This is a genomic window from uncultured Cyclobacterium sp. (assembly GCF_963977555.1).
Taxonomy (GTDB): Bacteria; Bacteroidota; Bacteroidia; order Cytophagales; family Cyclobacteriaceae; genus Cyclobacterium.
This window is the reverse complement of sequence record NZ_CAXBPD010000004.1, coordinates 272737-287362: the sequence shown is the minus strand read 5'-3', so window position 1 is coordinate 287362 and position 14626 is coordinate 272737. Positions and strand designations below refer to the sequence as shown.

General features: G+C 38.1%; 11 protein-coding genes. 9 read left to right on the top strand and 2 right to left on the bottom strand.

What is annotated here, in order from left to right; translation table 11 throughout:
- Nucleotides 1–42: 42 nt before the first annotated feature.
- The 9 genes from AAC073_RS06925 (at nucleotide 43) to gldN (ending at nucleotide 10243) form a co-directional block, all read left to right on the top strand.
- A complete protein-coding gene (locus AAC073_RS06925; RefSeq protein ID WP_339923116.1) occupies nucleotides 43–957 on the top strand; it encodes an SMP-30/gluconolactonase/LRE family protein in 915 nt (304 codons plus the stop codon).
- Between the two features lie 29 nt (nucleotides 958–986).
- Nucleotides 987–2687: a POTRA domain-containing protein gene (locus tag AAC073_RS06920; RefSeq protein ID WP_339923115.1), complete on the top strand. Its 1701-nt coding sequence runs from the start codon at nucleotides 987–989 to the stop codon at nucleotides 2685–2687.
- On the top strand, nucleotides 2687–3799 hold the full coding sequence (locus AAC073_RS06915; RefSeq protein ID WP_339923114.1) for a DUF4271 domain-containing protein: 1113 nt from the start codon (nucleotides 2687–2689) through the stop codon (nucleotides 3797–3799). Before AAC073_RS06920 ends, AAC073_RS06915 begins: the two co-directional genes overlap by 1 nt.
- Before the next feature lie 15 nt (nucleotides 3800–3814).
- Nucleotides 3815–4588, top strand: a complete 774-nt coding sequence (locus AAC073_RS06910; RefSeq protein ID WP_339923113.1) for a uroporphyrinogen-III synthase — start codon at nucleotides 3815–3817, stop codon at nucleotides 4586–4588.
- 77 nt (nucleotides 4589–4665) lie between these two features.
- Nucleotides 4666–5640 (top strand): type IX secretion system membrane protein PorP/SprF, encoded by a 975-nt coding sequence (locus AAC073_RS06905; RefSeq protein WP_339923112.1) that lies wholly within the window; start codon nucleotides 4666–4668, stop codon nucleotides 5638–5640.
- 87 nt (nucleotides 5641–5727) lie between these two features.
- Nucleotides 5728–6849, top strand: a complete 1122-nt coding sequence (gldK, locus tag AAC073_RS06900) for a gliding motility lipoprotein GldK (protein WP_339923111.1) — start codon at nucleotides 5728–5730, stop codon at nucleotides 6847–6849.
- Nucleotides 6850–6910: 61 nt separating this feature from the next.
- Nucleotides 6911–7714: a gliding motility protein GldL gene (gene gldL, locus AAC073_RS06895; protein WP_339923110.1), complete on the top strand. Its 804-nt coding sequence runs from the start codon at nucleotides 6911–6913 to the stop codon at nucleotides 7712–7714.
- A gap of 59 nt (nucleotides 7715–7773) precedes the next feature.
- Nucleotides 7774–9375, top strand: coding sequence for a gliding motility protein GldM (gene gldM, locus AAC073_RS06890; protein ID WP_339923109.1), 1602 nt, complete (start codon nucleotides 7774–7776; stop codon nucleotides 9373–9375).
- 43 nt (nucleotides 9376–9418) lie between these two features.
- Nucleotides 9419–10243 (top strand): gliding motility protein GldN, encoded by an 825-nt coding sequence (gene gldN, locus AAC073_RS06885; RefSeq protein WP_339923108.1) that lies wholly within the window; start codon nucleotides 9419–9421, stop codon nucleotides 10241–10243.
- Between the two features lie 55 nt (nucleotides 10244–10298).
- On the opposite strand, the gene uvrC is transcribed toward gldN, so the two are convergent.
- Both uvrC and AAC073_RS06875 read right to left on the bottom strand, forming a co-directional pair.
- Nucleotides 10299–12095 carry an excinuclease ABC subunit UvrC gene (uvrC, locus tag AAC073_RS06880; RefSeq protein ID WP_339923186.1) on the bottom strand — a complete coding sequence of 599 codons (1797 nt, stop codon included), beginning with the start codon at nucleotides 12093–12095 and terminating at the stop codon, nucleotides 10299–10301.
- Nucleotides 12096–12312: 217 nt separating this feature from the next.
- Complete coding sequence (locus AAC073_RS06875; RefSeq protein ID WP_339923107.1) at nucleotides 12313–14622, bottom strand: transglycosylase domain-containing protein; 2310 nt, start codon at nucleotides 14620–14622, stop codon at nucleotides 12313–12315.
- Between the last annotated feature and the right edge of the window lie 4 nt (nucleotides 14623–14626).

The window sequence follows — 14626 nt, the reverse complement described above, 5'->3', positions numbered from 1 at the left end:
TTTGTAACTCTCAGAAAAAAAGAACCCTAACCAATTCTATTGATGAATACGAATCGAATATTTCAGTTGCTTTCCTTGTCGTTTCTTATTTTGTTCAGCCCAGCATTTGCCCAGATGGACGTTAAAAAAAGTCTGGTTTCTAAAAATGCAGAATTAGTCAAAGTCGGTGATGGATATGGCTTTACCGAAGGACCTGCTGTGGACAGAGAAGGGAATATTTTTTTTACTGATCAACCAAATAATAAAATTTACCAGTGGAAATTTGGGACTGGTGAGATTATTGAATTTACGGATGCTTCAGGAAGGGCCAATGGGTTGTATTTTACCCGAGAGGGTGATTTACTCGCATGTGCCGATATGGACAACCAACTTTGGTCATTTGACAAAGAAGGCAAATCAAAAGTATTGATTGAAAGCTTCAAAGGCAATAAACTCAATGGTCCCAATGATTTGTGGGTTAACCCAAGGGGTGGCATTTATTTGACCGACCCTTTGTATGAAAGGAAATATTGGGAAAGAGATCCAGCCATGCAGCAAGATGGGAATCACTTGTATTATTTAGGGAGTGATGGATTTCAGTTTTTTAGAGTAGATGAAAACCTGGTAAAGCCAAATGGAATTGTTGGCTCTCCAGATGGTACGAAGCTCTATGTTGCTGATATTGGAGCCAAGAAAACCTATGTGTATGACATTGAGGAAGATGGTTACCTAACCAATAGGCAGGTTTTTGTTGAAATGGGATCTGACGGAATGACCATAGACAATAGAGGCAACTTGTACTTAACAGGTGATGGGGTAACTATATTTAACAACAGGGGAGATAAGATTGGCCATATTCCTGTTGATGAAAAATGGACTGCAAATGTATGCTTTGGGGCAGGAGATAGGAAAACATTGTTCATCACCGCTTCAGAAGCTGTATATACTCTTCAAATGAAGGTGAGGGGTGTTTGGTAAAAACGTTCCCTTATATTTTTTTTGCTTTTTTGCTATTTGCAGCCCTTACAGGGGCGGCACAGGATACTTCATATACACTGAAAGTTGAACTATTTAGTGAGGGGGAGAATGTGAAAGAAATGATGCAGGCATTTCCAGATAGTCTTGGTGTGATTAAATATTCGAAAGCAGTTGAAGATTCATTACAGCTCGAAGGTTACTTTAGCCCTGAGCTAAAGTTGGCCTTTTTGAGTGAGCAACAATCAACCCTTACCATTGAAACAGGTGTGCAAACCAAGTGGCTTGACCTAAGTAAAGGCAACTTAGAACCATGGGTCCTATACAGATTGAATAACCCTCTGCTTTCTGTTAAAAATAAGCCCTTTCGGTACAAGGAGTTGAGAAGGTTAATGGAGAAGATCCTTGATATTGGGCAAAACAATGGCTATCCATTTATCTCTGTTAGGCTTGATAGTGTCCGGCAAGAAAAAGATGGCGTTTCAGCCAGTATTACTATGGATAAAGGGCCATTCATTACCTTTGATACCTTACAGGTTACTGGCAATTCCAGAACCCAGCCGATTTATCTTGCCCGAAAGTTAGGAATCAGACCTGGAGAACCATTCTCCCAAAAGAAGGTCATGGAGGCAACTAGGGCTATAAAAAATGTTCCTTACATCAGTGTAGTGAGTAACCCTGAATTGTCATTTCAGAATGAGGAAGCCACCATCTACTTGCCTGTAAATGACAGGAAAGTCAATAGCCTTGATGGAATCATAGGTCTATTACCGAATGAAATCGAGGCAAACAAGTGGTTGGTGACTGGCCAGTTTGATTTGCAGTTGTACAATGTGGCTGGGCGAGGTAGAGATTATGTACTAATTTGGCAGCGTTTAAGTCAATATTCTCAAAATTTAAATATTGAAGCGAAAGAACCTTTTGTACTTGGGACGGATTTAGATGTAAGTGTTTCTTTTAATTTACTTAAAGAAGACACTACTTTTCTTAACAGGGCTTTTGAATTTAACGTCGGTTATCAATTAAGTGCATCTACCTACTTAAGTTTTTTTGGGAAAAGACAGGCAGGAGATCTTCTGGCGACAAGCAATTATGAACAAGCAGCCTCCTTGCCTGAAATTGCAGATTTCAGGTACAATAGTTATGGCGCCACTTTTACAGTAAACCGTGTGGATGATATTATTTTACCCAAGCGAGGATGGCAATCCATGGCCACCTTTGGTTTGGGGAATAAGCGAATAATTGAGAATACCGGGCTCCCTGCAGCACTGTATGTAGGGTTAAAAAGGACATCCCTGCAATATTATATGAAGGCTAAAATGGCCTACTATCACAGGTGGCAGCAAAACTTGGGTTTAAAACTTTCGGTGAGCGCTGGTGACATGGACAACGCCAATCTTTTGCTGAATGATTTATTCAGACTTGGTGGCCTACAATCCATCCGAGGATTTAATGAGAATTATTTTTACACCAGCAGGTACATTTATTTGAATGTAGAGCCAAGGTTTTATTTTGGTACTTATTCTTATTTTTTATTATTTACTGATTTGGGAAGGGTAGAGAGTAAGGTAGGTAATGTTACTGGAGAATGGCCTTTTTCTTTTGGAGGCGGATTAAACTTGGAAACTAGCGGTGGGATATTTAAATTCGTGTACGCATTGGGCCAGGCCGGTAGTCAGCCTTTAGGTTTTAATTATTCTAGAATTCATTTTGGTTTTACAGGACGTTTTTAATGAGGTGGATTGGTCGAATAATGTTGTTTCAGGGATTGCTTTTATTGATGTTGTCCAGCCTTCCTACAAAGTCGCTGGCCCAAGTATTGGTAAATTATGATTCCGCCCTACATGAAAATATTTCAGATAGCTGGCTCAGCCAGAAAGAGTCGGTTGCTGTAACGGTGGATGTGGATCAATTTCCTGATGCTTCTTGGCGGATTCGTTTGCCTAAGGGCACGGGCTTGTTTTTTAACGAAGCCTTATGGGAGTATTATCCAAATGATACCATATTGGTGATTGGCAACAATGCCATCGCTCCATTTAAAAACAACGAGGGCAAATTAGAAGTTACAGCTTTAAAACGGGGTATCTCTCTTGAAGAATTTTCAATAAAAAAGGGATATTTTAAAACCTTGGATGAAATTGGCTCCATAGAGAATGTTTTGGTTAAAAGGAATAAAGATGAGGTAAGGAATTTTTTCTTTATTGCGCTGATTGCAATATTGTTTTTGATAGCCATTTTTAGGGCCTTTTTTCCTGCAATATTCAGTATTTTCTGGAACCCTAAGAGTGTTTTTTCTATTGAGGACATTTGGGAGTCTGGTAGTTTTTCTAAAATTTATTCTGCTGAGCTGTTGTTTTACCTTGTACTTATCAACATGTGTACAGGATTACTTGTGATTTTGGTCATTCACGGATTGGGTTTTGATTTTTTAGGTATGGGACGGGATGGTGAGGTTGTAAAATTAACTTATGGCTGGCTGATTTTTTCATTAATGCTGACAATTATCACATTTTTAAAGTTTTTATGGTTGGGCACAGGAGCATTTTTATTCAACTTAAAAAAGATAGCTTTTCCTCATTTCTTCTATTTATTAAAAGTTAGGGGATTTGCTCTTTTCATTATCATTTGTATGCTTATAGTGGTTTATGCAAACAATTGGGTTTCCTTGAATGAGCATTTCTCCTATATGTATTATACTTTTTTCATAATATATTCTTTGGGTTTAATAGGGTTAGCAATATGGTTGTATAAAAAAAACGGATTTAATAATTATCATTTATTTTCTTACCTTTGCACCTCTGAATTGATCCCCTTTTTGGTTATTTGTAAATTACTCCTAGGATAAGGAAAAAAAATAAAAATGACGCAAGCAACAAAAAACAGACTAAATCGAGTTAGGAGCATATTGGTGTCACAACCTAAACCTACCGATGAGCGGTCCCCCTATTTTCATTTGACTGAAAAATATAAGATCAAAATTGACTTTAGACCTTTCATACAGGTTGAGCCAGTATCTGTAAAAGATTTTAGGAAGCAGAAAATAGAGATACTCAAACATACAGCAGTCATATTCACTAGTAGAAATGCGATTGATCATTTTTTCGGAATATGTCAGGAGTTAAAAATTGAGATGCCCGCCGATATGAAATACTTTTGTATTTCCGAGCAGACGGCTCATTATCTCCAGAAGTACATAGTAATCCGAAAAAGGAAATTATTCGTAGGTACTCGTACGGCAGCTGATTTATTTGATTTCTTTAAGAAGCATAAGTCTGAGAAATATATTTTCCCTTGTTCTGATATAAGGAAAGACGATATTCCTCAATTCTTAAGTAAAAACAATATTGATTTTACAGAGGCGATTATCTACCACACTGTAGCGGCAGATTTATCAGACCTTAAGGACATTAAATATGATATTTTAGCTTTTTACAGCCCTTCCGGAATAAAATCTTTGTTTCAAAATTTTCCAGATTTTGAACAAGGGAAAACCAGAATCGCTGCATTTGGCCCTACTACAGCTCAAGCTGTAAAGGAAATGGATCTTATCATGGACATTGAAGCTCCGCTACCAAATGCCCCTAGTATGACTGGTGCATTGGAGTTGTATATAAAAAAAGCAAATAAAATCTGATTTCTTTTAATCTTTTTACTGGTAATTTCAGTTTAAATGTGTAGAATAGATTTCAAATTGCAAAATATCTTGTACGCATGAATAAAAGAATTTACCTGTTGACCTTTGTGTTGTTTGGCATGGCTTATTTTCTGGTATCTCCGAAAGTCATTGCTCAGCAGGATGCACAATTTACTCAATATATGCACAACGGCATTTTTTACAATGCTGCTTTTGCAGGTAAAGAGGATGGCTATTCTATTACAGCACTACACAGAAGTCAATGGTTAAATTATAGTACTAGCTCAGGAATGGGTGGTGCACCTACAACCCAACTTATTTCCTTCTCTGGAAAGATGAAAGGATTGCCACTTGGCTTTGGCTTAGTAGCGGTGAATGATCAGATTGGACCTTTTAATAACCAGGAAGTAGATCTTTCATTGGCTTACCACCTTCGCTTAGGTAGGGGCAATTTGAGGGTAGGTGCTTCAGGTGGGTTTTTTTCCAGCACCATTAGATTTGGAGAATTTTCGCCTGTAAACCCAGATCCAAACATACCTTCTACGGGTGATGAAAATCAGTTAATGCCTACTGCATCGTTAGGTTTACTGTATGATAGGGGTAATTTCTACATGGGTTTAAGCAGCCGAAGTCTTAATGAACCAGCTTTTGATTTTGGAAGTGGTAGTTTGGCCAATCAACTTGAAAACCACAATTATTTACTAGTTGGGTATAAAATAAACACTTTTGCACAGTTTAGTGTTGAACCTAGTATGTTGGTGAAATCGGTGTCTTTAAATACTTTTTCGTATGACTTTAGCGTTATAGGCACATATAATAAAAGGATAAGCCTTGGTATGGCTTATAGGTTAGAGGAATCGGCATCAGTTTTGTTAGGATACAGCTTATTAAAAGATAACTCTCTTAGATTAGGGTATGCATTTGATTTGGTAGTAGGAGGTGTTCAAGCTAAAAGTCCATCTTCTCATGAATTTATGCTTACTTATAATATACCTCAGGTATCGAAGCAAATTGACAGAATTATTCAAAGGACTCCGAGATTCAGGTTCTAGATTAAAGAATTTTATTGAAGAAAATCTTGCGATTTTCTAATAAAATCTGTTAAATTTCGAATTAGTTGATTGTTTAAATGGTTGAAAATGAATGTAGTTACTTTATTGTCATTTATGTTAAGAAAAATGAATCATAGCTTTTTGACCCTGATTTCAGGGTTATTAATAATGACACTACTTCAAGGTTGTGGGCTTTTCGGAAATAAAGGCACAGCTAGTGAAAAGCTCAATAGAAGAGGAGAAGTTACAGGTGTACCTAAGAGAGCCGGATGGCAGCAATCGTTGCCTTTCGAGATGGTACCTGTAAAAGCTGGAACTTTTTGGATGGGCCAGGCTGATGAAGACATTGGCGTAAGCAGGGCATCTACCAATAAACAAGTCACCATTTCGGAATTTTTTATGGACAAATATGAAGTGTCCAATAATAAATACAGACAATTTCTTGACGCAGTTAGAATGGGAGAGCTGGCCTTAGGTACTCCTACTACTAATTCTATCGCGCCAGAATTCGTTTTGGAAGAGTTACTTCCTGATACCACTATATGGTCACAGAGTTTTACCCACCATTATGGTGATCCTTTGATGGAGTATTATTTTGACCATCCTGCTTTTGATGATTATCCTGTTGTAGGGGTTAGCTGGGACCAAGCGAAACAATTTTGTGAATGGAAATCTTACCACATGAATGCCAATGATGAATCTGAATTTGATATGCCTAAGTTTCGTCTGCCATTAGAGGCCGAATGGGAATATGCATCCAAAGGCGGAAAGGACATTGCTAAATACCCATGGGGCGGACCTTATCTAAAAAACCGAAGAGGCTGTTTAATGGCTAATTTTAAACCAGGAAGAGGAAATTATATTGACGATGGTTTCGCTTATACAGCTCCTGTGGATGCCTTTGCACCAAATGGTTATGGCCTCTATAATATGGCTGGAAATGTTTCGGAGTGGGTGGAAGATGCGTATAATCCTGCATCCAATTCCCTGATCTGGGACATGAATCCAACTTATATTGATTCTACAGAAAGCCGTAAAGTAGTGAGAGGTGGATCATGGAAAGATGTTGGGTATTTCTTAGAAACGAGTTCAAGGAATTTTGAGTACCAATTTGTTCAAACAGCGCATATTGGCTTCAGAACGACAATGACTTATATTGGAAGATCAGGGTCTATGAGCTCAAACGCTAACAAAAGAAGTCGTCGATAATTTGATTAATTAAGTAAACACCATACTAGCAAACCGTTATAAATTTTTATTATTTCTTAATATGTCTACAAAAAACAACACTTTCGCTTATAAGTTCTACGGTTCTATAATGCCTAAAATATATGGGATTGGAGCCGCTATTGTAATACTTGGTGCAATGTTCAAAATTTTGGACTGGCGTTTTTCATCCATAATGATTGGTGTAGGCTTGTCTACAGAGGCACTCATATTTTTTCTTTCTGCCTTCGAACCAAAAAACGAAGAGTTAGATTGGACCAAAGTATATCCTGAATTAGAAGGTAAAAATGCGGGTGTTGCTCCAACAAGAGCTGTAGCCCAAAGTACAGACCAAACCGCTCAAAAAATGGATGAAATGTTGTCCAAAGCTAAAATTGGACCTGATTTAATAGAAAGTTTGGGAAAAGGAATGCAAAACCTTGCTAGCACTACTGAGAAGTTAGGCAATATTTCAGACGCTGCTGTAGCTACCAACGATTATGCTCAGAATGTGAAAAAAGCATCAAAGTCCATGCTTGAAATCAATGAGTCCTATACCAAAACTGCCAGTGCTCTGGCGGAGATGTCTTCTGCATCAGAAGGAGCTAAGGCTTACAGAGACCAATTGGTAAGTGTGACTAGAAGCCTTTCGGCCTTGAATAATGTGTATGAAGAGGAATTGAAAGATTCTAACATGCATGCGAAAACCATCAATAAATTCTATTCCAATATTTCTGTGGCCATGGATGGTATACAGGAAGCAGGTAAGGAAACTGAAACGTTTAAAACCGAGCTGGCAAAACTTAATAAAAATGTCCACTCACTTAACAACGTATATGGTGGCATGTTATCTGCCATGAAAGGTTAATGATTCCTGATTCCAATCAATTTTTTATTCCTATAATTTAAGATAAAGTAAAATAGCTTATGGCCGGTGGTAAAGAAACACCAAGACAGCGGATGATCGGGATGATGTACTTAGTATTGACCGCTTTGCTGGCTTTACAAGTAAGTAACCAAATCCTACAAAAATTTGTACTGATCAACGATGGGTTGGAAAGAACTTCAAAAAATTACGTTCAGAAAAACCTCTTTTCTGTCAATATCATCTCTACAACAGTAGAGCAGCAAGGCAATAATAAGGTAGATATTCCTAAGGTGGAAGCTGCTAATGAAATCAGGCAAAGAAGCTCTGAATTGGTTAGTTATTTGGAAGAAGCAAAAACCAGGTTAATTGAAGAGTCTAATGCAATTGATGAGCAAGGCAACTTTAGAACTTCTGCTTTGAAAAATGTAGATATCCCTGGAAATATATTTAACAACAATCGTTTGGGATATGAGATGCAGGAGAGGTTGAATAGTTTCCCTGATGAAATTACTCAAATTCTTGCTGGATTGAAAATCAATAAATCATTTGAAAAGATCGCAAAAGATGCAAATGAAATTGATCTTTTTAAGAATGATGTGGATGTCAACTTTAAGGACTATGTAAACCTTAATTACGTCAAATCACCAATAGGAGCGGTTTTAGCGATTATCAGTCAACACCAAAATGAAGTGTTGAATATTGAAAGTGAAGCATTGACTGAAATTACCAACTCCCTTGGGTCTTTTATATTTGAAGCTGATAAATTAAAAGCAAGAATCGCTGCCAATTCCAACGTGGTAGCTGCGGGTACTACTTTTGAAGCTGAAATGTTTTTGGCTTCTTCTTCTTCCTCTACTGAGCTAAATATGACAGCCGGTGGCCAAGCTATACCTGTAGAAGAAGGCTTTGGTAAAATTAATTTCTCTGTACCACCAGCCTCAAGTTATGATGACAGGGGACTTGCTGCTAGATCACTTAAAGGCGAAATCAGAGTTCCAATAGGAGGTGTAGACAGTGTGTTCACCATAGATTACGATTATTTTGTTGCTCAACCAGTTATTAAAGTAAGTTCAGAAGTGGTCAACCAGCTTTATGCTGAGTGTGCCAATGATTTGGTCATAGAAGTTCCTGCCTTGGGCAATACGTATGCCCCTACTTTTGCTGTAACGGGTGGTCAGTCCATCAAAGGATCGAAACCTTCTGATGTTACAATCATCCCAGCAGCTTCAGGGAAAGTAATTATCGGCGTATCCAGTGGTGGTAATAAAATAGGTTCTGTAGACTATGATATCAAACCTGTACCAGCTCCTACTATACGTCCATTTAATGGAAATACGCAAATAGATCTTCAAAATCCTACCACTGCAAATGGATTGACTAATCTTCAAATAAGGGCTATTCCTGAACCTACCTTTGGTAGAACAATGACAAGAGATGCCAATTTTGAAGTTACTGCTGGAGAGGTTAGACTAGTGAGGAATGATGTGCCTAGGGAAAGTGTTGCCATTTCAGGTCAAAATGTAGCCTCTAGGAATTTACTTGCGCAAGCACAATCTGGTGATCGTTTAGTAATTATTGCAAGAGAAGTTACAAGGACCAACTTCAGAGGAAATAAAATCAAAAGTACTGTGAACGAAGTTTTTTCAATTCCTATTAAATAATATCCTGGAAATTGGAGCGTTCTATATTTAAATGAGAGAAGTCATGAAAGAATTAAGAAAAGGTATTGGGCTGCTGACAGTAGGTGTTATCGCATGTTGTTTTTTTGCATTGCCTGCTTTTTCCCAAAACAATGCTAATTCTGGAAACCCAGGAGTAGATGTCGGTGATGGAGGATTTTCTATGGATACGATTTATTCTGTGCTTCCGATAAGAGATTCTGACAAAATGTACCAAATCGGTGTGTGGAGAAGGATAGACCTTAGAGAAAAGTACAACCTGCCTTTCTATGGCACTGGGGGATTGAAGTTGGATGGTATCATGATGAATATTTACGATGCTGTGATGGACAATTCCATTGAAGTATTCGCTGATGAGGAATTTAACGAAAGACTGTCCATAACAGATTTTCAGACAAAATTTTTAACAGCAGAAAATGGAGATTCCATTTTTGTAAAAGATCTTTATTATTTAGATTTTAGAGAAGATTTTGTTTTCGATAAACACCGTTCTGAAGTTAGATTTGATGTCAAATACATTGAACTAGTGATGCCATCTCCAACCAATTATGATGTGGGGCAAAAAACCATTGCTTTCATCAGGTTTAGGGATTTTTACAATTACTTCAGTACCCAAGAGCATGGTAAGTGGATGAACTTTAAGAATACCTCTAAAAACCTATCTTATAGTCAAGCGTTTGATTTGAGGTTATTCCGTTCGGTAGTTAGGAAATATACCAACCCTGACAATGCCTTGTTGGTAGATATGGTGGATTCCGATAATCCCAATAAAGAACTTCAAGCCTATTTAAAATCTGTCGAATTTGAATATGAACTTCTGGAGTGGGAAAACAACCTTTGGGAGTGGTAATTAGATACAAAAATTTATAAAAATTAATAGAAGGCAGGTACTTATGTACCTGCCTTTATTTTTGGGAGATGGTTTCCCAAAGTTTTAAGCCTTTGTCTTTTCCAATTATTGCTATTATTTCCTCTTTGGTAGCAGCTTCTATTTTTTTGTAGGATTTAAAGTGTTTTAATAATTTTTGAGCAGTCAGGTCACCTATTCCATCAATGTTTTGAAGTTTGCTATTTATGGCTCCTTTGCTCCTCAGGTCTCTATGAAAAGTGACAGCAAAGCGGTGCGCTTCATCTCTAACCCTTTGAATTAATCTAAGGGATTCAGATTTCTTGTCTATATAAATGGGGTACTGATCACCTGGGAAGTAGATTTCTTCTAATCGCTTGGCTATACCTATGATAGGAATTTTCCCATACAGGTCCAAGTCTCTTAGGGCTACTACAGCGGAAGACAATTGACCTTTTCCACCATCTATAACGATAAGTTTTGGGAGTGGCTTTTCTTCCGCTAGAAGCCTCTTATACCTTCTAAACACCACTTCCTCCATACTTGCAAAGTCGTCCGGGCCTATGACCGTTTTTATATGGTAATGCCGGTATTCTTTTTTTGCTGGCTTGCCATTGAGAAAACACACCATACTTGCAACAGGGTTGGTCCCTTGAATATTGGAGTTGTCAAAACACTCTATATGATTAGGCAGTTCGCTCAATGATAGGTCTTTTTTTAATTGAAGCAATACCCTGTTTTTCTTGTCCTTTCCTTCATCGGCAAAAGATAGTTTCTCTTTTTTGTAGTAAAGTGCATTTTTTAGGCTTAGCTCTATTAATTTTCTTTTATCTCCTATTTTGGGCTGAATTATGGACAAGCCTTCTGGACTTTCTCCGAAGTCTAAATTCACCAAAACTTCCTTGGCATCGCTTTGGAATTGATCCCTTAACCTAATTATCGCTGTTAAAAGCAATTCTTGATCTGGCTCATCCAGCTTCTTTTTTAATTCAACCGTTTTGCTTAATGTGATGGCACCGTTTTTTATACGTAGGTAATTCACGAAAGCGAATTTCTCCTCACCAACTATGGTAAAAACATCCAGGCTATCCGTATTCGGATTAATGACAAGGGATTTTGCGTGGTAATTTACCAGGGAATCAAATTTGTCTTTGAAACGCTGAGCACCCTCGAAGTCCAATGTGGCGGCACTTTCTTGCATCTTTTCCTTAAAGTAACTCTTAGCTAGCCCCATGTTTCCTTTGAGGATGTTTTTAGCCAACTCTATGTCTGCCAGGTAATTTTTTTCTTTCTGGTATCCTTCACAAGGTCCCTTACAATTTCCCAGGTGGTATTCGAGGCAAACTTTGTATTTAGAAGTAGCGATTTTCTCTGGAGATAAATCCAATCTACACGTCCTCAATGTAAATAATGAATGAATAAGCTCTAAGACATTGTTCATGGCCTTAACGCTTGCGAAAGGCCCAAAATAGGTACCTTTAGAGGGGATTACTCTTCGAGTGCTGTATATCTTGGGGAAGTGCTCATTTGTGAGTAAAAGGTAAGGATAGGTTTTGTCATCCTTAAGAAGGATATTGTATTTGGGTTGGGTTTTTTTGATTAAATTATTTTCAAGTAATAGGGCATCAAATTCTGAATTGACCATGGTGATTTCGATCTTTCGGATCTCCCTCACCATTTTTTTTGTCTTTTGATTAATTCCGGTGTTTTTATTAAAATAGCTGCTAACCCTTTTTTTTAGGTTTTTGGCTTTCCCTACATAGATTAGTTTATCCTCCGAATTGTAATACCTGTATACCCCTGGCAATTCAGGTAGCTGATTGTGATTCTCAGGTAAATAGGAAGGGGATTGCATGTCCATATAGACAGTTGTAACCGTTTTTAATTCTTACTAATTTGAATTTGTTGGAAATTGATTTAAACCAAGAAAGGTATTCTATCCACGCTAATCAATTTAGAAATCTATCTAGGAAATATCACCCAAGAAGTTAACTTGATTTTCCTTATTTGCTTAGCAAAGATCCTGTATTTAATGTCAGGTTTCAACTGGAAACCTGACATTAAATATTAGATTAAAAATCTGTTGAAGTCGCGTCGTAGTCAAACTCTTGATATTCCTCAGTTTCCAGGTCATATTTAGAGCAGTCTATTTCTATGCTTATAGGCCTTTCTGGTTTAGGGAATGGCCCTTTAGTAATGCCCAGAGAGGAGTCCTCGTAAACTTTGCTCATGTATTTTGACCAAATTGGTCTGGCAGTTCTTGAACCTTGACCATTTATCCAGCTTCTAAAGTGGATGGCTCTGTCATCACCACCTACCCAAACACCACTTACCAAGTCTTTGGTGATGCCCATGTACCAGCCATCAGAAGCATTTTGAGTAGTACCGGTTTTACCACCAATTTCATTTCCTTGGTCTCTGATGCTCCAGGGTAAGCCTTGACTTGTTCCACCTTCTTCTTCTGTACCACCTCGAAGCATATAAACCATAATGTAAGCATGTTCCTCACTCATAGCAGTTCTTTTCCTGGGGATGAATTGATGTAGGACATTGCCATTTTTATCTTCAATTCGGTCTATATAGATTGGAGTAATGTGTTCTCCTTTATTTACAAAAGTGCTAAAGGCACCTACCATTTCCATAATAGATACATCCACTGTGCCCAAGGCAAGTGCTGGAACTGCCTCCAACTCACTTGTGATTCCAATTCGATGAGCTGTTTCTACAACTACTGCCGGACTGAGTTTTTTCATCATGTAGGCAGTGATGGAATTGACAGACTGTGACATGGCAGACCTGATGGTCATCCGCTCATGCGTAAATTTACCATCGGCATTAGAAGGTCTCCAAGTGGGTTGGTTTGGAATGTTGATTTCAACAGGCTGATCTATCACTGTATAACATGGGCCATATCCATTTTCGATGGCGGCTGCATATACAAATGGTTTAAAGGTTGATCCAGGTTGTCTTTTACCTTGCTTTACGTGATCGTATTTGAAGTGAGAATGGTTTGTTCCGCCCACCCAGGCTTTGATGTGACCTGAATGAGGATCCATGGATACAAATCCAGTTTGCAAAAACTTCTTATAATACCGCATAGAATCCATGGTACTCATCAACGTGTCAATATTTCCTTCGTAGGAGAAGACCTTCATCTTTTTCTTTACATTAAGATGAAAATCAATGCTATCTTTATTGTCTCCATAGCGTGATTTTAGATTTCTATAGGCCTCTGTTCTCTTTACTGCGTTTTCTATGAATTCAGGGATAACCCTACGTCGACTGTCAATCCAAGGGTCTCTATCACCCATTTCTTCTATAAATTTCTCTTGGAGCTCCGACATGTGTTCCTGAACGGCCTCTTCAGCATATCTCTGGAGGCGACTATCGATAGTTGTGTAGACTTTTAGTCCATCACCAAAAAGGTCATAATTACTTCCATCAGGTTGTAGGTTTTCTTTGGTCCATTTGATCAAGTCGGCCTTAACCGCCTCTCTGAAATAGGTGGCGAGACCTTCATTATGACTTTCTACTTGATATTCTAGTTCCATCGGTATGGATGCTAAAGAATCAAATTGAGACTGGGAGATGAAATTCGCATTTTTCATTTGAGCCAAAACAGTGTTTCGCCTTCTGGTAGAATTCTCAGTGTTGTAAACAGGGCTGTAATAAGATGGGGCTTTTAATAGTCCTACCAATGTGGCAGATTCTTGTGCGTTAAGGTCTCTGGTGTCTTTATTGAAAAACGTTTTCGAGGCAGTTTTTATGCCAAATGAATTGCTTCCAAAATCCGAAGTATTGAGATACATGGTTAATATTTCATCCTTTGTGTAAGCACTTTCCAATTTTGTGGCCACAATCCATTCCTTAGTCTTGATGATGACCATTCTCAATACTGGGATCTTACTTAGTAATCCCTGAGAATCTCCCGACCGGGTTTTAAAAAGATTTTTAGCAGTTTGTTGGCTAAGGGTACTTCCTCCCCCAGCATTTTTTTGCATCAAAATGATGGATTTGACAAATACCCTGGCCAATGCTCGTGGGTCAATTCCAGAGTGATCCTCAAACCTAAGGTCCTCAGTCGAAATTAATGCATTGATTAAATTTGGAGAGAGTTCATTATAGGTAACAGGAGTTCTGTTTTCTCTAAAGTATTTACCAAGTAAGACGCCATCTGCAGAGTAAAGTTCTGAAGCCAATTCGCTTTCAGGATTTTCCAAGGATTCAAATTCAGGCATTTCTCCAAATAGGCCTAAGAAGTTTGCGTTTACGGAAACTACAAATAGGACGAAACCGACCAATCCTAAAATGAAAACAAGCCACATGTACCTGATTATTTTCGCATAAAGAGGCTTGGCATTTTTATTCTTAATTTTACTCATATTG

Bases quoted from the DNA above. Each gene is read 5' to 3' on its own strand.
- AAC073_RS06925 (WP_339923116.1), top strand. From the start codon at position 43: ATGAATACGAATCGAATATTTCAGTTGCTTTCCTTGTCGTTTCTTATT.
- AAC073_RS06915 (WP_339923114.1), top strand. From the start codon at position 2,687: ATGAGGTGGATTGGTCGAATAATGTTGTTTCAGGGATTGCTTTTATTG.
- AAC073_RS06910 (WP_339923113.1), top strand. From the start codon at position 3,815: ATGACGCAAGCAACAAAAAACAGACTAAATCGAGTTAGGAGCATATTG.
- AAC073_RS06905 (WP_339923112.1), top strand. From the start codon at position 4,666: ATGAATAAAAGAATTTACCTGTTGACCTTTGTGTTGTTTGGCATGGCT.
- gldK (WP_339923111.1), top strand. From the start codon at position 5,728: ATGAATGTAGTTACTTTATTGTCATTTATGTTAAGAAAAATGAATCAT.
- gldL (WP_339923110.1), top strand. From the start codon at position 6,911: ATGTCTACAAAAAACAACACTTTCGCTTATAAGTTCTACGGTTCTATA.
- gldM (WP_339923109.1), top strand. From the start codon at position 7,774: ATGGCCGGTGGTAAAGAAACACCAAGACAGCGGATGATCGGGATGATG.
- gldN (WP_339923108.1), top strand. From the start codon at position 9,419: ATGAAAGAATTAAGAAAAGGTATTGGGCTGCTGACAGTAGGTGTTATC.
- uvrC (WP_339923186.1), bottom strand. From the start codon at position 12,095: ATGCAATCCCCTTCCTATTTACCTGAGAATCACAATCAGCTACCTGAA.
- AAC073_RS06875 (WP_339923107.1), bottom strand. From the start codon at position 14,622: ATGAGTAAAATTAAGAATAAAAATGCCAAGCCTCTTTATGCGAAAATA.